The following is a 19136-nucleotide window of genomic DNA, read 5'->3' on the forward strand; positions in this document are numbered from 1 at the left end:
AGGCATCTACGCGCAAAGCCAGCTGGCAAGTTAAGGTTCGCAGTAGATGCGTCTGATTAGAGGCCTGACCAATCTTAAACGCCTGTCCGGGCAAGCGGCCTCGCCGCTCGCAGACGGCTGTGTGGCCACCATCGGTAACTTTGATGGGGTTCACCTGGGTCACAAAACAATTCTTGATCAGGTTAAAGAAAAAGCGTCGGCTCTGGGTGTGCCTTCGGTGGTGATGATTTTCGAGCCGCAGCCCCGCGAGTTTTTTCAGGGTAAAGAGGCGCCACCACGACTGATGCCGTTCCGCCAGAAATTCAAAGCGTTACTGGCCGAAGGCATCGACATGGTGCTGTGTATCCGTTTCGATGACACCTTTCGCAGTTATTCCGCCATGGGCTTTGTGGAAGATGTGCTTATTAATGGTCTTGCTGTGCACCACCTGGTGGTGGGCGACGATTTTCGTTTCGGTTGTGACCGGGCGGGTGATTTCAGGCTGTTGGAAGAGGTAGGGCGGGCGCACGACTTCACCGTTGAAAACACTCGCACGGTGACGGTGGATAATGAGCGAGTCAGCAGCACCCGGGTTCGCAATGCGCTGAATGTGAACGGCCTTGAGGAAGCAGAGCGGCTGCTGGGGCATCCTTACCGTATTCACGGACGGGTGGTGTATGGTCGCCAGTTGGGACGACAGCTAGGCGCTCCAACGGCCAATATTCTGTTGGACCAGATACCGGCCCTGCGTGGCGTCTATGTGGTGCGGGCGCGCATCGAAACCGGCAGATGGCTGGATGGTGTTGCCAACATTGGCCTGCGGCCGACCGTAGACGGTAAACGGCCGTCATTGGAGGTGCACCTGTTTGACTTTGCTGGCACACTTTATGGCCAGCATCTGGACGTCGTGTTCCGTCATGGCCTGCGGGACGAAGTGAAATTTGATTCTGTTGACGCATTGCGGCAACAGATCACCCGGGACTTTGAGCATGCCCGGGCCTGGCTGGCGGACAGCTCCGCTACGCCAACCAACTGATTTAACTGACCAACCAAAGAGTACGCACACACCCATGAGCGACTACAAGCATACCCTGAATCTGCCGGAAACCGCCTTTCCCATGCGCGGCAACCTGGCCAAGCGCGAGCCGGATATGCTCAAGCGCTGGCAGGATCTCGACGTATACGGCAACCTGCGCAAGCAGCGCGAAGGCCGGGAGAAGTTCATCCTGCACGATGGCCCTCCCTACGCCAACGGCAGCATTCACATCGGGCATGCGGTTAACAAGATTCTGAAGGACATGATCGTCAAATCCCGTGGATTCATGGGCTACGACGCGCCTTATGTGCCGGGCTGGGACTGTCATGGTCTGCCGATTGAGCACAAGGTAGAGCAGGAGATCGGTAAAGCTGGCGTGAAAGTGGATTATAAAACCTTCCGTCAGGCCTGCCGTGATTATGCTGGCAAACAGATCGAAGGCCAGAAAGCCGATTTTATTCGCTTGGGTGTCATGGGTCAGTGGGACAAGCCTTACCTGACCATGGATCCAAAGGTTGAAGCAGGTATCGTGCGGGCACTGGGCAAGATCGTCGCCAAAGGCCACCTGGTGCGTGGCTACAAGCCGATTTACTGGAGTGTGGTTGGTCAGTCCGCACTGGCAGAAGCTGAGGTTGAGTATCAGGATAAAACTTCGACTCAGATTGACGTGCGCTTTACCGCGGTCAATCAGGCCGACGTACTTGAATTGTTTGGTACCGAGGATGGCGAAGGCGACGTTTCCCTGGTGATCTGGACCACCACGCCCTGGACCATTCCGGCCAACCAGGCGGTGTCTCTGGGCGCCGATCTTGAATACGCGTTGGTGCAGCTGGATGCCGGTAACGGCCCGGAACGCATGATTCTGGCGACCGATATGGTTGACGGCATCATGGCTCGCTGGGGCGTGGCAGACTTCCGGGTGCTGGCCAACGTGGCCGGTTCTGCGCTGGAAGATCAGCTGCTGCACCACCCGATTTATGACAAACAGGTGCCGGTCCTTTTGGGCGATCACGTATCGACCGAAGCCGGCACCGGCGCCGTTCACACCGCGCCCGACCATGGCATGGAAGATTTTGACGTGGGCAAGGCCTACGGTATTGGCACGATCAACCTGGTAAAGGCTGATGGTACTTACACCGAGGCGGCCGGTGAATTTGCCGGTGTGCACGTGTACAAAGCCGACGAGCCCGTATGTTCTGCGCTGGAACGTGAAGGCAAGCTGGTGAAAGCCGAAAAGTTCCGGCACAGCTACCCGCACTGCTGGCGTACCAAAACCCCGCTGATATACCGTGCCACGCCGCAGTGGTTCATCAGCATGGACAAGCTTAACCTGCGCGCTGACGCCCTGGAAGCCATCAAGGGCGTTCGCTGGGTGCCCAGCTGGGGCCAGAACCGCATCGAAGCCATGTTCCAGCAGAGCCCGGACTGGTGTATCTCCCGTCAACGCACCTGGGGCGTGCCGATCACCCTGTTTATCCATAAGGAAACCCAGGATCTGCACCCGAACACCCAGGAGCTGATCGAGAAAGTGGCCCAGGCCATCGAGATTGGCGGCATCGACGCCTGGTACGAACTCGACCAGAACGAACTGCTGGGCGCTGATGCCGATCAGTACGAAAAAGTGCTCGATACCCTGGATGTGTGGCTGGATTCCGGTGTCACTCATGAAACCGTACTGCGCCAGCGCCCGGAACTGGGCCAGTTCCCGGCCGACCTGTACCTGGAAGGTTCCGATCAGCACCGTGGCTGGTTCCAGTCGTCCCTGAAAACCTCCATCGCCATGAACGGCGTGGCCCCGTACAAGCAGGTGCTGACCCACGGCTTCACCGTGGACGGCAGGGGCCACAAGATGTCCAAGTCCATGGGCAACGTCATTGCGCCCCAGGAAGTCATGAACGAGCTGGGTGCCGACATCCTGCGCCTGTGGGTCTCCGCCACCGATTACAGCGGCGAGATGACGGTGTCTAAGGACATCTTGCGCCAGACCGCAGACGGCTATCGCCGGATCCGCAACACCGCCCGCTTCCTGCTCAGCAACCTGACCGGTTTTGATCCGGAGCAGCACACGGTGGCGCCGGAAGACATGATCGCCTTGGACCGCTGGATGGTCGACAAGGCCCTGCAGCTGCAGAACGAGCTGCACGAAGACTACAACAATTATGCCTTCCTGCGCATTTACCAGAAGGTGTACAGCTTCTGCGAAGCGACCTTGGGCGGCTTCTATCTGGATATCATCAAGGACCGCCAGTACACCACTCAGGCCGACAGCCTGGCGCGTCGTTCCTGCCAGACCGCGCTTTACCATGTGGCGGAAGCTCTGGTGCGCTGGATTGCCCCGATCCTCAGCTTCACCGCCGACGAAATCTGGCAGGAGCTGCCGGGCAAGCGCGGCGACACCGTGTTCTATGAAACCTGGTACGAAGGCCTTAGCGCGCTGCCGGACGATTCTGAGCTGGGCCGCGACTACTGGCGCGAGATTTACAGCGTCAAAGAAGCCGTCAACAAGTGCCTGGAAGATGTTCGCGCCCGCGGTGACATCAAAGGCTCCCTGAGTGCCGAAGTGACCTTGTACTGCGAAGGCAGCATGGCTGAACGCCTGACCTATTTGGGTGAGGAGTTGCGCTTTGTGCTGATCACCTCGGAAGCCACAGTGAAGCCGGTGAGCGAGGCCGATGGCGCCGAGCAAACTAACCTGGAAGGCCTGTTGGTGAAGGTCACCCCGGCTACTTACGCCAAGTGCGAACGCTGCTGGCACCACCGCGAGGACGTTGGCCAGCACAACGGCCACAGCGACCTGTGCGGCCGCTGCGTCACCAACGTGGAAGGCCCGGGTGAAACCCGTGCCTACGCCTGATGGACGCGGTGATGGCTGAGAGCGGGGCAGGCAGCAAGCTGAAATGGCTGTGGCTGGCGGTGCTGGTGGTCGTGCTCGACCTGGGCACCAAAGCTGCCGCCACCGCCATGCTCACTTACGGCAACCCGGTACCGGTGCTGCCCAGCTTCAATTTGACACTGCTGCATAACACCGGCGCCGCCTTCAGTTTTCTGGCGGATGCGGCCGGCTGGCAGCGCTGGTTCTTCGTAACTCTGGCCTTGGTAGTCAGCGTGGTACTGATCGGCTGGCTTAAAAAACTCCAGAGCCACGAAACCTGGACCGCCATCGCCATCGTACTGATTCTCGGAGGCGCGCTGGGCAACGTTTATGACCGGGTCGTGCACGGCTATGTGGTGGACTTTCTGCATTTTTACTGGCAGAACTGGCATTTTCCCGCGTTCAACCTGGCCGACACCGCCATTACCATCGGTGCCGCCATGATGATCCTTGACGCATTTCGCAAACCCGCTGACGACAGCGGTGATGCCAACCGGAGTAACTGATTGCTATGAAAGAACTGCCAATCGACAAGGGCACCCGGGTAACCCTCCACTTCTCTTTGAAGTTTGAAGACGGCGAAACCGTCGACAGTACCTTCGACAAAGAGCCGGCCACCCTGGAAATCGGTGACGAAAACCTGCCGGAGAGCTTTGAGGCCTACCTTATGGGCCTGAAAGCCGGCGATCATCAAACCTTTGAAGTGCCGCCGGAAAAAGCCTTTGGCCAGCGCAACCCCAACAACCTGCAGACCTTCAAGCGCCATGAATTCAGCGCGGACATGGTGTTGGAGAAGGGGGTGGTTATTTCCTTCGCGGATGCCCGACAGCAGGAACTGCCCGGCGTGATCCATCGCGTGGAAGGTGACGAAGTCGAGGTGGACTTCAACCACCCGCTGGCAGGGCGTACACTGACTTTCGAAGTAAAAATAATTGACGTTGAACCAGTTGGGCCGACTCACTGACTATGCAAATCCGACTCGCTAATCCTCGTGGCTTCTGCGCCGGCGTTGATCGCGCCATCGAAATCGTCAACCGGGCGCTGGACGTATTCGGCGCGCCCATCTACGTGCGTCACGAAGTGGTTCACAACAAGTTCGTGGTAGACAACCTGCGCAACCGAGGCGCGATTTTTGTCGACGAGTTGGACGAAGTGCCAGACGACACCCTGGTAATCTTCAGCGCCCACGGCGTTTCCCAGGCGGTCCAGAGCGAAGCCGCTCGCCGCGGCCTGAAAGTGTTTGACGCCACCTGCCCACTGGTCACCAAAGTGCACATGGAAGTGATGCGTTACAGCCGCGATGGCCGTGAGTGCATCCTCATCGGCCACCACGGCCACCCGGAAGTTGAAGGCACCATGGGTCAGTACGACCACAGCAATGGCGGCGACATTTACCTGGTCGAAGACGAAGCCGACGTGCAAACCCTCGAAGTGAAAGACCCTAGCCAGCTGGCCTACGTTACCCAGACCACGCTGTCCATGGACGACACCGCCCGGGTCATCGACGCCTTGCGTGCCAAATTCCCGCAAATCGAAGGCCCCCGCAAAGACGACATATGCTACGCCACCCAGAACCGCCAGGACGCTGTCAAGCAACTGGCCGGCGACTGCGACCTGATGCTCGTGGTCGGCTCCCCCAACAGCTCCAACTCCAACCGCCTGCGCGAGCTGGCCGAGCGCATGGGCACCCCCGCCTACCTGATCGACGAAGCCGCCCAGATTGACCCAAAATGGCTCGATGGCAAACAGGCCGTGGGCGTGACCGCTGGTGCGTCTGCTCCTGAGGTGTTGGTGGCGGATGTGATCAGCCGCCTGAAAGATCTGGGTGGACAAGAGCCGCAGGAAGTATCAGGCAGGGAAGAGAATATTGTGTTCTCTATGCCTAGGGAGTTGCGGATTGATGTGGTGAATGTCTAGCTATCTACGGTTTGGACTCTAAGGCCTGTTTAAGCTCCACTGAGTGTGGCGGGTCGTCTATCAGGTGACGGCGGAACGAGAGCTGCCTCACGTTCTGCATCATTAAGTACCGCTGGTACCCATCCGAAAACCGTTCGTCGAATCGATGTTCTTTGGCGTCCGACCTTCAAGTAATCTAAATATTGAAATAAACCAGAGAGGCTCAGGGCATGAAGCCAAAGCATTCCGGATTCACGCTGATCGAATTGATGGTTGTGGTTGCGCTGATCGCAATTATTGCCACGATTGCAGTTCCTGGGTTCAGGTCATTGATTGAATCCAACCGTTTTACCTCCACCACAAATAATGTGCTGGGCTTGCTTAACTATGCCCGCTCCGAAGCCGTTCGACGGGGTGAGCCAGTTGCTTTGCGGGCGATGAACGGGGATTTACAAAATGGGCTTGAGGTGCTTCTGGAGCGGCAATTGGGTGAAGTTGATCCGCAGATTTTACGTGCAGCGGATCCAATGCCCGGTTCAGTAACTCTGACAATGATCAACGGAGAGATTCCTGTATTCAGGGGTAACGGCGAGAAGAGGGATTTTGACCCTACTGAGTTCAGGGTCTGTCCTGGTAACGGGAAACCTGGGGTAGATATCGTAATCAATCGGGGCGGACAGGCGAATCGGTCTCAGACGGAACCGGCGTGTTCCTGATGTCGGTAGTGACGGCGGCCGTTCGAACTACATGAAGGTGATCAGTATGACATCGAAGCAAAGCGGCATAACCATGATCGAAGTGTTGGTTGCCTTGTTAGTTCTGGCGGTCGGTTTGTTGGGCGTGGCCGGCATGCAGACGATCTCAATGCAGCAGACGCAGGGTGCTGATCAGCGCTCAATTGCGGTTTTACATGTCCAGACCATGGCGGATGAGGTGCGTTCAAATAGAGGCTTGCCGTCAGCGGCCGAAAGGTTAGCGTGGGAAACTGCGGTAGAGAAAAGCCTCGGAGATGAGGCGACGGCAAAAGTAGAGTCTGTTATAGCTGATCAGGATGTAAGGATTACGGTGACCTGGGAGTCAAGGCAGACGGTATGGGACGGTGTGGAAGAGGCGAATGGTGAGCAAAGTGAAAATTCGATGTATAAAAACTCCTTTTCGCTGCTGGTGAGGTACGCACTATGACCCTTCCTAATTTTCGGCCCAGAACACAGAGCGGTCTGTCGATCATAGAGCTGATGATCGCCTTGCTGTTGGGATCGCTTTTGACCATTGGATTGGTTCAGATTTTCACATCAAACAGTCAGGCTTTCCGCATGTCTGAAGCGGTGTCGCGTACCCAGGAGTACGGACGGATTGCCTCGGATATGCTTGCTCGTGAAGCGCGCAACGCGGGGTATTTTGGTTGCAACTCTCAAAATTTCACCAGCAATTTGGACATTACAGAAGAGGATGAGGATTGGGACGCGTTCAGCTGGGATATGTCGACTTCGGTTAGTTCTGAGGCCAGTCGGCGGCCAGCTAGCGCCGTGAACGGTACGGACTTCATCTACTTTAACGGCCTGGATGGCGGGGGGATGGAAATTGTTGCCACGGCGCCACCTACCGCGGCGTCTGCGCAAGTGGGTAGTCGTGACGGGCTCGGCCCCAGTAGCTTTCTCAGCACAGGCGATGTTATTGCCATAACCGATTGCCAAGGAACGGACGTTGTTCAAATTACCAACATCAACGGCGATGATGGGGACATGGAAGTGACGTTGGTGACCAACAGTGGCGGTAGCCAGGCCCCTGGAAATAACTTTGATAACAATATCTGTTCCAACACTGGTAATGACGGTGCCGGAAACAACTGTTTGTCGAATAATTACGGTGAAGGCGCGCAGATTCTGAAACCGTTCGAGCGTACTTATTTCATCGGAGAAAGCGCCACCACCGGGGGCAGGGCTCTGATAATGCAAGAGCGCGTAAATGGTTTGGTCAGAACGCATGAGATGGTTGAAGGCGTTGAAGATCTACAGATTCGCTACGGTCTTTCGGGGAATCGGGATGCACCGGTCAACCGCTGGGAGGATGCTGAAAGCGTGAGTGACTCTGATTGGGGTAGTGTACGTGCTATCCGGGTCAGTTTATTGGTCCGGGGAGGCGCGGATAACCTCTACGACGATAACGCTAGTGTTTGCTTTCCTTCTTGGGCGGACTGTTCCTTAGGCAACACCTATGACGCTCAGGACAAACGTATGTACAGAGTCTATTCCTTTACGGCCAATGTGCGTAACAAGTCGAGCTGATGTGGGGACACACCATGAACTTTAAAGAAAGGGGCTCTGCCCTGCTGATGTCGTTGGTGATTCTGTTGGTTTTGTCCCTGTTGGCGACATCATCGATGCAGAATTCAATTATGCAGGAACGAATGTCTAACTCCGCACGGGAAGGTGTGATCGCCCTGGAAGCTGCAGAGGCAGCGTTGAGGGGGCTGGAGAAGGATTTGAGTGACCTGACTTCTTTGGCGGGCTTTAATGCAAACAACAACGGCTGGTATGACACTGGCGAGGCGCCACCTGCTTTGTCAGCAAACACCTGGGGCTCAGCGAAAGTTGCGGAGGCGCCGACGGTGGAGGGGTTAACGCCAGAATACTTCATTGAATATCGAGGCCCCGTCAAGTTGAAACAGGAGCAGAGCAAAGGTGGTACTGGCGATTCGCTCCGGAATCTGAACTTTGAAGGCTCGGGCGATCAGGCAGGCGGCGGTGGTGCTGCCGGGTCGGGACAGTCAGACATCATGGGGAGCGCAGAATCTATGCGGATTGTGGTGATGGCCAAGGGACCGTCGGATCAAAGCCGCAAGATTATTGAAAGTTACTATTTTATCAGTGCCAAAAACGTTGGCACTGAAGAATGAGGGCGTCAGCTATGTTCAGACAACTCAAGCTAAATATTCTGGCCGTTGGCATGGCTTTGGTGCTCCCTGCAGCTGGCTGGGGTGACGTTAATTTCGCACAAAAACCGTTGGCAGCGGGTGGAGGGGTCGATCCCAACCTTCTGTTCATCTTGGATGATTCCGGCTCTATGAGATGGGGGTTTATGCCCGATGACCTGGATGAGCATTTCGATATCGGAGGATACGGTAGTAATTGTGGAAACAATGGCACGTATGGTGGCATGCCGCTTTGTTACTACTACACCAATAATGGCAGACAGTTTCTAGCCTCGAGCCATTTGAATAAACTCTACTTTAATCCAAGCGTAACCTACGCGCCCCCATTGGCCGCTAATGGAGCGAGTTTTCCGAATGCCAGTTTCACTAACGCATCCGTCAATGGCTACAACTCGGATGCGAACAGGGTGAACTTGTCGAATAATTACCGTGCGGTAATGGATGACTTCTTTTACAAGCAAAATTTTAATCGGGGCTTTGCGGTAAGCCACAACGCAAATAGCGAGCCAGCTTTTTATTATAGGTTCAATAATGCAGGGGGTTGTGAGAGTGATCCCTATCAGGACTCGTGTTATACCAAGGTGGTTGTAGCTGCATCTGAACACCAAAACTTTGCGAATTGGTTTTCGTATTATCGCACCCGGGAGATGGCTGCGAAAGCGGGTATTGGCACTGTTTTTGCTAATCAGGATCTCAGCACAGACTTTCGCCTTGGATGGGGGCAAATTAACCAGGGGCGGAATACAGTTGACGATGCCGCCAATGTTCGGGCGGTGACTAATGGCGTTCGTTCTTTTGATTCAGTCCGTGCCAACTTCATCAATTGGCTATATGGCGTAAGTTCAACCGGTGCGACGCCCTCACAGCGTGCCCTGGAGGGTGCTGGCCAGTATTTTGAGAAGAGCGAAAGGGCTTGGCTGGATGATCCTGGTTCTTCGAAAAGTTCAGCAAATCCAGCAAGAGAATGTCGCATCTCTGCGACCATGCTGATGACTGACGGTTACTACAATACCGGTACTAGTTACGATCCGGACCTGAGCATTAACGCGGATAACGTTGATGGGCCGGTAATTACAAACGATACCGGTGACACTGGGCAGTACAAGGCTGAATCGCCTTTCAGCGACACTGTTACCAGTCGTGTTACTCTCGCGGATATTGCTGCCCACTATTGGAAACGGGATCTACGCACAGACATCGATAACTATGTACCAACCATCAGTGCGGTTACTGGTGGTAATGATTCGGATGTTCGGAAGACGGTAGGAAATCCCGCCTTCTGGCAGCATATGATGACCTATGGCATCGGCTTTGGTGTAGAAGGCACTGTGTCTCGGGATGATGCAGTGTCAGCTGCCTTAAACGGCACCGGTGTGGATTGGTGGGGTGGCAGTACTAATGAAAATAAAATTAACGACCTCCTTCATGCTTCCATGAACGGGCGTGGCGATTTTTTTAGCGCTGGAGACCCGGGAACTTTCAGAAGCCAGTTGGAAGGTCTGCTGGATCAGTTTCTGGGTAACGCGGGCTCAGCCACGGGCGTTGACTTCAACGTAGCATCAATTGAGGCAGAAAATGCCCTGGTGTTCTCGAGTTACTTTGAGCCCAATGGCTGGACCGGGGATCTGGAAGCGATCACGCTGGAGTCGGGCTCGGATGGTCGTCCAGAGATTGCCGAGGATGAAGATAACGAAGGTTGGTCAGCCCGGGCCCGGCTAAATGCGGCCGTGCCCGATAACAGGAAAATTCTCACCTACGATGGCAGCCAGGGGCAACCTTTCCGCTGGGGGTCTTTGTCAAACGCTCAGAAAAATGATCTGAACACCGGCACGCCTTCTCTGGGCGAAAAGCGGCTTGAATACCTTCGCGGGAAGAAGCGTGAGACCTTGGAGTCTGAAAATGAAGGGGATGGCAAATATTTTCGGCAGAGGCAACACCTGCTGGGCACGATTGTTAACTCCACGCCCCGCTATGTAGGAGTGCCAGACTCCTTCTGGCCGAATAACGACACCTTCGGCGATGGTAAGTACTCTATCTTCCGGAATTCCAATCTTGAACGTACCCCGGTTGTTTATGTTGGCGCTAACGATGGCATGTTGCACGGTTTTAAAGCCACATCGCTAGCAGACGGTGGCGGAGATGAAGTGCTGGCTTATGTGCCTTCTTTCATAGCTTCGACCGCCGACGAAGAAGGCCTTCACTATCTCACCAAGCCGGGCTTCTCGCACCGGTTCTACGTAGACCTGAACCTGGAAGTGGTTGACGTTCATACCCGGGGGCGTCGGGCTAACGGGAATGTGGATAATACTCGGGACTGGAGAACAGTTCTTATTGGCGGCAGTCGCGCAGGTGCCAAGGGAATCTTTGCTCTGGACGTGACTAACCCAGACGATTTTAGCGAGGCTAACGCCGGGCAGCAGGTTCTCTGGGAGTTTACCCATGAAAAACTCGGTTATCTTGTTGAGCCACCTGAAATTGCCCAGATGGAATGGCCGGATGGTAACATTCGGTGGACGGTTTTTGTGTCCTCAGGTTACAACTCTGGCTCAACAGGTTTCTTCATGCTGGACCTGGAAGGCGGCCTGGATGGAACTTGGGACAACAATGATTATATGTATTTCGAGTTCAAATCTGGGGGAACGGGACTGTCGCCGCTTACGCTGATTGATAATGTGAATGCAAATTATCTGGTTGATCGCGTTTATGCAGGTGACCTGGATGGTAATCTTTGGGTGGCTGAAAACGACGAAGGCACCATGAAGTCGGCCTACACAGAGTTGGGACAGAATAGTCCTTATTTCAAAGCTGCCCAGCCGATCACTTCAGCGCCAGCAGTAGCTTTGTCGATGGATACCGGTAAAGATCCGGATCTGATGATTCTGTTCGGTACCGGGAAGTATCTTGAGACTGGTGACCACTCGAACAATGATGACCAGTATTTCTACGCAGTCCACGAAACTTCTGATGCGGGTGCACTACCAATCACCATAGACAGATTGGTAGACCTTCCTGTAACACAACAGGCTGGGACCATCGACGGCGTCGACCGGACCATTCGGGTGGCCTCAGAGAATCGTGTGGATTATGACGTCAAGCGTGGCTGGTACTCAAAACTACCGAGCACTGGGGAAAGAGTGGTGAACTATCCCATTATTCGAGGCGAGTATGTTTACGTTAACACCCTGATTCCGGGTGGAAATCCCTGTCTTGGTGGTGGCGACGGTTGGGTCATGGGCTTTGAGATTCTCCGCGCCGAGAATACAACTCCGGGCTTCCCGGCGTTTGAAAACAGTACTGAGAACGCCACTGGCTTTAAAGTTAACACTCCCCCGTCCCAGTTGTCGGTATGGGGTAACCTTCTGGCATTTAATAGTGGTGCTGGCGGCGCCCAATTTGTTGGGTTACCAGAGCTGATTATCGGGCTGGGCCGTAAAGGCTGGCGTGAGATAACCGAATGAGGATTGATACTGTGAATCATCGAACGCGAAATTCCGGTTTTACGTTGATCGAGTTAATGATCGTGGTCGCCATCATTGGTATCATTGCCGCGATTGCATATCCCTCGTATCGCAATAATGTAATGGCTACACATCGCACCAATGCCCAGGCAGATTTGATGAGGCTTGCGCAATGGATGGAGAGAAAATATCTTCAGCAAAACTACGACTATAGGGATGATGGCAATGCGCCAACGCTCCCTTTGGCCAGATCTCCAGAGTCGGGCACGAAGATGTACGATCTTTCGCTGACCGGTGTGCAGAAAAACGCTTTCACTTTACAGGCGGCGCCGGCCGGGGCTCAGGCAGATGACAAATGCGGAACGCTAACTCTTGATCACACCGGCAAGAAAGAGGCGAAAAAAGGCGGGGCTGACGTTCCAGACTGTTGGTAAGCAATGGCATTTGTCTTAGTCGCAACTGACGGGGTCGCCATTGGACTTCTCCGGAATACCATCGCCGTTGGAGTCCTTGGCTAGCCGGATGCTGCCCCCCTTGCGTACCACGATATGAGCGGCTTTCGATGCGTCTCTGTCGTCTGGACACCAGGTTACATTTCCTAGATCACTGTAGATCATGCCGTCTGGTCGGTATTGAAAGTAACTTCTGCTGAGCGAAGCGACTTTCAGAAATCCGAGTTTGGGCGGTGGCAGCACTCTGATGATCTGTTCGTCATCGGTTATTCGACGGTGATTGCCAGGATCTTTAAAGAGGGTCAGGTCGCGAGACCAGTCTCGGCTACAAAGTTTGTCGTCGTCGAGCGGACACAAGGTGACAAGTGACCCGTTGATAACCGATTCTTGCCGTCCAAGTGCCATGAAGCCGAGCGTGTCGTTGATAACTGCGCGCCGCTGGCCGTCATCAAGAAGCCCACGTAGCGAGGGGAGTGCGCTGGAGGCGATAATGGCAATGATAACAACACATATAACCAACTCAACGAGGCTAACGCCAAGTTGATCCTTTGACTTGATCATCCCTGATGCTCCTGTTGGTTTTCATCCTGAAAACCTTGTCATTTTTGTCGAGGAAAAGATTAAGTGAAGTGATGGTTCAGGTTTAGAAGATATTTCGGGGATTCTTGTAAGAGATTTCTCACTCCATCCCCAATTTCTTCAATCGATACCGCAACGCCCGAAAACTGATCCCCAGCCTCTTCGCCGCCGCTGTTTTATTCCACCGCGTAGCCTCGAGCGCTTTTTCAATAGCCTGTCGCTCGATACTCTCAAGATAGCCTTCCAGATCAATCTCACCCTCTGGCACGGCGGCAGTTTGTTGCACATCAGAGCTGCCCAGCGCTGTCGCTAAAGAACCACCAGGCACGGCCCCGCCACCCAGATGCAGGTCGCCGGCATCAATCAAATCTTCATCACAAAGCGTGAAGGCCCGCTCCAGTATGTTCTCCAGCTCCCGCACGTTACCGGGAAAGTCATAACCCTGCAGGCGCTCAATCGCAGCGGCGGTCAGTCGAGCAGGGTCGCATTCGTACTCCTTGGCGATTCTTTGCAGGATGTGATCGGCCAATAGCGGGATGTCGCTGGCGCGCTCCCGCAGCGGCGGTACCGCCAGTTCGATCACGTTAATCCGGTAGAACAGATCCTGGCGGAAGCTGCCGTCCTGCACCAGTTCCGGCAGATTTTTGTGAGTTGCACTCAGTACGCGGATGTCGACGGAGATTTCTTTAGTGTCGCCTACCGGGCGCACGGCTTTTTCCTGAATGGCGCGCAGCAGCTTCACCTGCATCGCCAGCGGCAGGTCGGCGACTTCGTCCAGGAACAGCGTGCCCCCGTCGGCGCTGCGGAACAGGCCGTCCTTGTTCTCGACGGCGCCGGTAAAGCTGCCCTTTTTGTGGCCGAAGAATTCGCTTTCCATCAGTTCAGAAGGAATGGCACCACAGTTGACCGCGACGAACGGACCATCAGACCGGGGACCCTGCAGGTGAATCATCCGTGCGACCAGCTCTTTACCGCTGCCAGACTCACCGCTGATAAACACCGGTGCCTGGCTGCGGGCCAGCTTTCGGGTTTGGTTGCGGAGTTTGCGGAGTTCCGGTGATTCGCCCAGCAACAGCCCCGGCTCGTCGGCTTCGGCAGCTGTTTGAATGTTGGGTTCTGATAATTTCAGGGCGCTGTTCACCAGTTCCCGCAGCCGGGGCAGTTCTACCGGTTTGGAGACGAAATCAAAGGCGCCGGCCTTGAGGGACTCGATCGCGGTGTCCATGTTGCCATAGGCGGTGATCACGGCGACCGGTGTGCAGGGCGTGTTTTGTTGAATCCAGTGCACCAGCTCAATGCCGTTACCGTCTGGCAGGTTCATGTCGGTCAGGCACAGTTGTGGCTTGTGCCGTTCCAGTAACGACCGCGCGGTGGTCAGGTCTGGTGCTGTATAAGTGGTGATTCCCATCCGGGTGAGGGTGATTTCCAGTAAGTCCCGGATATCCGGTTCGTCATCAACAATCAGCGCTGTTTGATTCGTCATTATCAGTCTTCGGTTCCCTGTTGAATTGAAAACGCCCGATGGCCAGTGTTTGCTTTATATCATTCGTCCCGGGTGAGCGAAGGTAATGCGGAAGCGACAGCCCGGTTCATCATTTTCTATCAGCGACAGGTGAGCCTGATTGGCTTCACACAGTTCTCTTGCCAGATAAAGGCCAAGCCCGGTGCCGCTTTTGTCGGTAGTGTAAAAAGGCTCGAACACCGAGTTACGGTTATCCGCGGTAATGCCGGGGCCAAAATCCCGGACGTCCACGTAAGCACGCTTTCCGTCTGCAGTGGCACCCGCAATCAATTCTATCCTGTTTTGCCCGGTCTGCTGTTTGCTGTAGCGCAAACCGTTGTCACAAAGATTGACCATAACCTGCTCAATCTGGCTTTTGTCGAATCGGGCAGGGGGAATGTCGGCCCCGGTCGACAGTTCGATGTTGGCCTTGGTGCCGTTGTCCTGGGTTTGCTGAAACTCGCTCTGAAATTCCGCAAGCCAGTGCCTGACATCCACCAGTTCCGAGTTGGCGGCCCTGCGCCTGGACAAATCGAGCACGTTTTCAATAATGCCGTTCACCCGTTTCGAATGCCGACGGATGATTTCCAGCATCTGCCGGTCGCCCTGGTCCAGGTTGGGCGATTCTTCCATCAGCTGGGCGGCATGGCTGATTGCGCCCAAAGGGTTACGGATCTCGTGGGCAATGCCGGCCGTCAGTCGCCCCAGCGAGGCAAGCTTCATCTGCTGGGCTTGCTGGGTCACCTTGCTCATGTCTTCAATGAACACCAGGATCTGATCGCCCCGTTCCTGGTCCAGTTGGGTAAAGTTGGCTTGCAGCAACGGCGAGGTGGATGAAGCCTGAAACGGTTCAATGCGCATGATCGGGTTTTTCAGCCAGGAGGTGAGGCCTTGTTTAAGTGGCCAGGGCAGCAGGCGTGGGCTGTGTTTCGGGGCAGCTTCGTCGACCGCCGCGCCGAACAACAGTTCTTCAGCGGCTGCGTTGGCCAGGCGGATCTGACCAAAACGATCCAGTACCAGAATGCCGGTGCGCATGCGCTGAATGATCTGCTGGTTGATCTGTTCGAGTTCGACAATGCTTTTGGCGCGACTGGAGGCCAGAGCCTCGCTGCGGATCATCCGGCGGGAGATACCTTGCAGGATGAACGCTGCGGCAAAATAGAGAATGCCCAAAGAGCCTGCACGCACGATGTCGTCGGCCGATTCGTTGATGGCCAGTGCCGCCCAGCCGGAAATGCTCAGTGAGCAGATAGCCGCCAGGGCCGCATAGAAGGTGCCCATCCTGCTAGGCGTCAGGATGTTGCCTGCGGCGACCGACACGATCACCAGATTGGCAAGGCCATTGGTGATGCCGGTACTGGCCAGTAACAGGCCATGCATCATCAGAATGTCGAGCAATATGGACAGAGTGATGTGACGTTGCCGGGGCTGAAAGCCGGCGAGCATGGTTAGAGCAATAAAGGCATTAATCGCCAGGTAGGAGATCACGCCCGCCTGATAGTATTCCAGCCAGCGAAATTTGGTGTCTGCCGTGAAAGGGTCGACAAACAACAAGCCCACCAGCATCAGGCTGATCACCAACCGGTACTGGTTGTAGATGCGGAATAATCGGGCCTGCTGGCGCTGTGCCACAGGGCCGAGCGTCGACGGTGAGAGCGGTGCTGTAGGTGAATCTGCTGCCATGAGTATGGTTATCTGCCGTCTGTCAGGAGAAATCCCGGTGCTTGCAGGGTTATAATAGCCTTTTAACGGCAACAAGTTACAGGAGCCTAGCGCATGACGGTACCCGGTAAAACCTCCGCGGAATCAGCCCCTGCTCGCAAGCTGCGGGTGGTGATGGCCCAACTGGACTTTTTGGTGGGGGATATTCCCGGTAATACCGAGCTGATTATCCAGGCAAGCCGGGAGGCCCATGAGCAGCACCAGGCGGACCTGGTCGTGTTTCCGGAATTGTGCCTGACCGGCTACCCTCCTGAAGATTTGCTGCTACGGCCGAGTCTTGACCTGAGAGTAGAGGAAGCCTTGCAGCGGCTGAAGCAAGCCGAGTTGGTGCCGGCCATCGTCATTGGTACGCCGCTGCGCGCCGACGGGCTGCTGTACAACACCGCCGTGGTGATCGAAGGCGGTCACACCCGGGGCGTTTACTTCAAGCGCTGCCCACCTAACTATCAGGTGTTTGATGAGAAGCGGTATTTTGCGGAAGGGCGCGACAGCCTGGTTGTCGATATCAAAGGGGTGCCGGTGGGCATCACCGTGTGCGAGGATCTCTGGAAAGACGGCCCGTTAGAGGATGCCGCAGGAGCAGGGGCACAGCTGATTCTGAACCTGAATGCCTCGCCGTACGATATCGACAAACAGGCTCGCCGCAAGGCATTGCTGCAGCGCAAGGCATCGGAGAACCGGGTCAGCATTGTCTACGTGAACCTGGTGGGTGGTCAGGATGAGCTGGTCTTTGATGGCGGCTCTATGGTGTATGACCACGCCGGTACGCTGGCGGTGGAAATTCCCCAGTTCACCGATGGCCTGTTCCCGGTGGATTTCCTCTGTGAGCACCACTGCCAGCCGGTCTCAGCGCCATTGCCAGAGGAGCCGTCGCTCGAGACGAATGTCTACAACGCGCTGGTGACCGGCGTGCGGGATTATGTGAACAAGAACGGCTTCAAGTCGGTGGTGCTGGGTCTGTCAGGGGGGATCGATTCTGCGGTGACTCTGGCGGTGGCGGTGGATGCCCTGGGTAAAGAGCGGGTGCGGGCGGTGATGATGCCGTTCCGCTACACCTCCAGTGCCAGCCTCGAAGATGCCGAGGCTCAGGCGTCGGCACTCGAGGTCCACTATGATGTGTTCTCCATCGAGCCCATGTACGACAGCTTTATGGCCACCCTCGCTCAACCGTTTGAAGGCACCAAGCCGGATACCACCGAAGAAAACCTGCAGGCGCGCCTGCGCGGGGTATTGCTGATGGCCTTGTCCAACAAGTTCGGCTCGATGGTCCTCACGACGGGCAATAAAAGTGAAATGGCGGTGGGCTACTCCACCTTGTATGGCGATATGGCTGGCGGCTTTGATGTGCTCAAAGACGTGCCAAAAACGCTGGTGTTTCGCTTGGCGCGTTACCGCAACACGCTGTCGCCAGTGATTCCGGAGCGGGTGATTACCCGCCCGCCCTCGGCCGAGCTGGCGCCGGACCAGAAAGACGAGGATAACCTGCCCGGTTACGACATTCTTGATCAGATCCTGCACCTGTATGTGGAGCGGGACTACAGTGCCGAAGCGATTGTGGCCGAAGGGTTTGAGCGAGCGGATGTGGAGCGTGTCACCCGGTTGGTTGATATTAACGAGTACAAGCGGCGGCAGGCACCCATCGGAGTACGGATCACCGAAAGGGGGTTTGGCAAGGATCGTCGTTATCCGATCACCAATGGCTGGAAAATTGGTCACTGAGCTGGCGGGTCAGGCCAATAAAAAAAGGGCCGGATGATCACCTCATCCGGCCCTTTCATTTGAAGCAATCGCCTACTCGTCGCCGATCAGACCAAAGGTCACCACATTGGTGAGAGAGCGGTTCTGGCGCCGCAGCCGGTCAGACTGGAACTCGCCCTTTTCATCAAAGGCTTCGCTGTTCGGGAAGTTCTGGCGCAGGGTGGCGATGGCATCGCTGGCACCTTTTTTGATGTCCATAAACCGGAAAGTATCGGCCAGTAAGATCAGGGCTTCTTCAACCGCCGGTGATGACGGGTAGTTTTCTACCACGTAGCGAGCGCGATTGTTGGCGGCGATATAGGCTTCCCGTGTGATGTAGTAGCGGGCCGCGTGCAGTTCCAGTTCGGCCATCCGGTTGCGCACCGCAATCATCCGCTGCCGTGCATCCGGGGCGTACTCACTGTCTGGAAATCGGTTCAGTAACTGCGAGAAATCCCGGAACGCCTGCAGCTGTTCACCCGGGTTACGGGCTGCGACATCGATCGCGAAGTACCGGGCTGCGAGGCCAATGTCCAGGTTGTAGGAGGCCAGGCCGCGCATATACAGTGCATAGTCCAGATGGTCGCTTTGCGGGTTCAGGCGTATGAACCGGTCGGCGGCGGCCCGGGAGCCCTCAAGATCCAGGTTCTGGTAACGGGCATAAATCAAATCAAGCTGGGCCTGTTCCGCATATCGGCCAAAGGGGTAGTAGGTTTCCAGCGCGTCCAGATTCTGCTCGGCTTCGTTGAAGTTGCCGGAGTTCATGGCCTGGCGGGCGTTGTCGTAATAGGTTTTTTCCGGCAGCACTTCCACGTCTTTCTGGGAGGCGCAGCCAGCGGCCAACGCAATGATTGTGGAAAGTAGCAGTAATCGAACAACTGATCTCATGCCGGAATCCCGTATAATGGTCAAACTTTGAGTCGATTGGCCATTGTAACGGGGAAGCCTGCCTATGTGCAGTGTTTACCGGAT

At 55.6% G+C, this 19136-nt stretch carries 16 protein-coding genes; 12 read left to right on the forward strand and 4 right to left on the reverse strand.

Features of this window, described 5'->3' with window-relative positions; all coding sequences use genetic code 11:
* Positions 1-46 precede the first annotated feature (46 nt).
* The 11 genes from ribF (at position 47) to C7H08_RS06190 (ending at position 12607) form a co-directional block, all read left to right on the forward strand.
* The gene (gene ribF, locus C7H08_RS06140; RefSeq protein WP_106670865.1) at positions 47-1015 is read left to right on the forward strand and encodes a bifunctional riboflavin kinase/FAD synthetase; all 969 of its coding nucleotides are present in this window, start codon (positions 47-49) and stop codon (positions 1013-1015) included.
* 34 nt (positions 1016-1049) lie between these two features.
* Positions 1050-3869, forward strand: coding sequence for an isoleucine--tRNA ligase (gene ileS, locus C7H08_RS06145; RefSeq protein ID WP_106670866.1), 2820 nt, complete (start codon positions 1050-1052; stop codon positions 3867-3869).
* Positions 3869-4393, forward strand: a complete 525-nt coding sequence (lspA, locus tag C7H08_RS06150) for a signal peptidase II (RefSeq protein WP_106670867.1) — start codon at positions 3869-3871, stop codon at positions 4391-4393. Before ileS ends, lspA begins: the two co-directional genes overlap by 1 nt.
* Before the next feature lie 5 nt (positions 4394-4398).
* Positions 4399-4851 (forward strand): FKBP-type peptidyl-prolyl cis-trans isomerase, encoded by a 453-nt coding sequence (gene fkpB / locus C7H08_RS06155; protein WP_106670868.1) that lies wholly within the window; start codon positions 4399-4401, stop codon positions 4849-4851.
* Between the two features lie 2 nt (positions 4852-4853).
* Entirely contained in the window at positions 4854-5804 is a 951-nt protein-coding gene (gene ispH / locus C7H08_RS06160) for a 4-hydroxy-3-methylbut-2-enyl diphosphate reductase (protein ID WP_106670869.1), read from the forward strand.
* A 209-nt stretch (positions 5805-6013) separates the two neighbouring features.
* Positions 6014-6499: a GspH/FimT family pseudopilin gene (locus C7H08_RS06165; protein ID WP_106670870.1), complete on the forward strand. Its 486-nt coding sequence runs from the start codon at positions 6014-6016 to the stop codon at positions 6497-6499.
* Between the two features lie 46 nt (positions 6500-6545).
* Positions 6546-6965, forward strand: a complete 420-nt coding sequence (gene pilV / locus C7H08_RS06170; RefSeq protein ID WP_106670897.1) for a type IV pilus modification protein PilV — start codon at positions 6546-6548, stop codon at positions 6963-6965.
* Positions 6962-8068 (forward strand): PilW family protein, encoded by a 1107-nt coding sequence (locus tag C7H08_RS06175; protein WP_106670871.1) that lies wholly within the window; start codon positions 6962-6964, stop codon positions 8066-8068. The genes pilV and C7H08_RS06175 overlap by 4 nt, the downstream gene beginning before the upstream one ends.
* 14 nt (positions 8069-8082) lie before the next feature.
* Positions 8083-8679 carry a PilX N-terminal domain-containing pilus assembly protein gene (locus C7H08_RS06180; protein WP_165793939.1) on the forward strand — a complete coding sequence of 199 codons (597 nt, stop codon included), beginning with the start codon at positions 8083-8085 and terminating at the stop codon, positions 8677-8679.
* An 11-nt stretch (positions 8680-8690) separates the two neighbouring features.
* Positions 8691-12173 carry a pilus assembly protein gene (locus tag C7H08_RS06185; protein ID WP_165793940.1) on the forward strand — a complete coding sequence of 1161 codons (3483 nt, stop codon included), beginning with the start codon at positions 8691-8693 and terminating at the stop codon, positions 12171-12173.
* A gap of 11 nt (positions 12174-12184) precedes the next feature.
* Positions 12185-12607 (forward strand): type IV pilin protein, encoded by a 423-nt coding sequence (locus C7H08_RS06190; RefSeq protein ID WP_279303196.1) that lies wholly within the window; start codon positions 12185-12187, stop codon positions 12605-12607.
* A gap of 15 nt (positions 12608-12622) precedes the next feature.
* Here C7H08_RS06190 and C7H08_RS06195 read toward each other — a convergent pair whose 3' ends face one another.
* The 3 genes from C7H08_RS06195 to C7H08_RS06205 form a co-directional block, all read right to left on the reverse strand.
* The gene (locus tag C7H08_RS06195; RefSeq protein WP_106670875.1) at positions 12623-13186 is read right to left on the reverse strand and encodes a GspH/FimT family protein; all 564 of its coding nucleotides are present in this window, start codon (positions 13184-13186) and stop codon (positions 12623-12625) included.
* A 118-nt stretch (positions 13187-13304) separates the two neighbouring features.
* Complete coding sequence (locus tag C7H08_RS06200; protein ID WP_106670876.1) at positions 13305-14687, reverse strand: sigma-54-dependent transcriptional regulator; 1383 nt, start codon at positions 14685-14687, stop codon at positions 13305-13307.
* A 54-nt stretch (positions 14688-14741) separates the two neighbouring features.
* Complete coding sequence (locus C7H08_RS06205) at positions 14742-16388, reverse strand: sensor histidine kinase (RefSeq protein WP_106670877.1); 1647 nt, start codon at positions 16386-16388, stop codon at positions 14742-14744.
* Between the two features lie 93 nt (positions 16389-16481).
* Between C7H08_RS06205 and C7H08_RS06210 the strand changes: the two genes are divergently transcribed.
* Positions 16482-18146, forward strand: a complete 1665-nt coding sequence (locus C7H08_RS06210) for an NAD+ synthase (protein ID WP_106670878.1) — start codon at positions 16482-16484, stop codon at positions 18144-18146.
* A gap of 72 nt (positions 18147-18218) precedes the next feature.
* Here the strand turns inward: C7H08_RS06210 and C7H08_RS06215 are convergent, their stop codons facing one another.
* Positions 18219-19052, reverse strand: coding sequence for an outer membrane protein assembly factor BamD (locus C7H08_RS06215; protein ID WP_106670879.1), 834 nt, complete (start codon positions 19050-19052; stop codon positions 18219-18221).
* Between the last annotated feature and the right edge of the window lie 84 nt (positions 19053-19136).

Origin of the sequence: Marinobacter halophilus (genome assembly GCF_003007685.1) — a bacterium.
Lineage (GTDB): Bacteria > Pseudomonadota > Gammaproteobacteria > Pseudomonadales > Oleiphilaceae > Marinobacter > Marinobacter halophilus.

Coding starts and splice junctions, on each gene's coding strand:
- ribF (WP_106670865.1), top strand. CDS start 47: ATGCGTCTGATTAGAGGCCTGACCAATCTTAAACGCCTGTCCGGGCAA.
- ileS (WP_106670866.1), top strand. CDS start 1,050: ATGAGCGACTACAAGCATACCCTGAATCTGCCGGAAACCGCCTTTCCC.
- lspA (WP_106670867.1), top strand. CDS start 3,869: ATGGACGCGGTGATGGCTGAGAGCGGGGCAGGCAGCAAGCTGAAATGG.
- fkpB (WP_106670868.1), top strand. CDS start 4,399: ATGAAAGAACTGCCAATCGACAAGGGCACCCGGGTAACCCTCCACTTC.
- ispH (WP_106670869.1), top strand. CDS start 4,854: ATGCAAATCCGACTCGCTAATCCTCGTGGCTTCTGCGCCGGCGTTGAT.
- C7H08_RS06165 (WP_106670870.1), top strand. CDS start 6,014: ATGAAGCCAAAGCATTCCGGATTCACGCTGATCGAATTGATGGTTGTG.
- pilV (WP_106670897.1), top strand. CDS start 6,546: ATGACATCGAAGCAAAGCGGCATAACCATGATCGAAGTGTTGGTTGCC.
- C7H08_RS06175 (WP_106670871.1), top strand. CDS start 6,962: ATGACCCTTCCTAATTTTCGGCCCAGAACACAGAGCGGTCTGTCGATC.
- C7H08_RS06180 (WP_165793939.1), top strand. CDS start 8,083: ATGAACTTTAAAGAAAGGGGCTCTGCCCTGCTGATGTCGTTGGTGATT.
- C7H08_RS06185 (WP_165793940.1), top strand. CDS start 8,691: ATGTTCAGACAACTCAAGCTAAATATTCTGGCCGTTGGCATGGCTTTG.
- C7H08_RS06195 (WP_106670875.1), bottom strand. CDS start 13,186: ATGATCAAGTCAAAGGATCAACTTGGCGTTAGCCTCGTTGAGTTGGTT.
- C7H08_RS06200 (WP_106670876.1), bottom strand. CDS start 14,687: ATGACGAATCAAACAGCGCTGATTGTTGATGACGAACCGGATATCCGG.
- C7H08_RS06205 (WP_106670877.1), bottom strand. CDS start 16,388: ATGGCAGCAGATTCACCTACAGCACCGCTCTCACCGTCGACGCTCGGC.
- C7H08_RS06210 (WP_106670878.1), top strand. CDS start 16,482: ATGACGGTACCCGGTAAAACCTCCGCGGAATCAGCCCCTGCTCGCAAG.
- C7H08_RS06215 (WP_106670879.1), bottom strand. CDS start 19,052: ATGAGATCAGTTGTTCGATTACTGCTACTTTCCACAATCATTGCGTTG.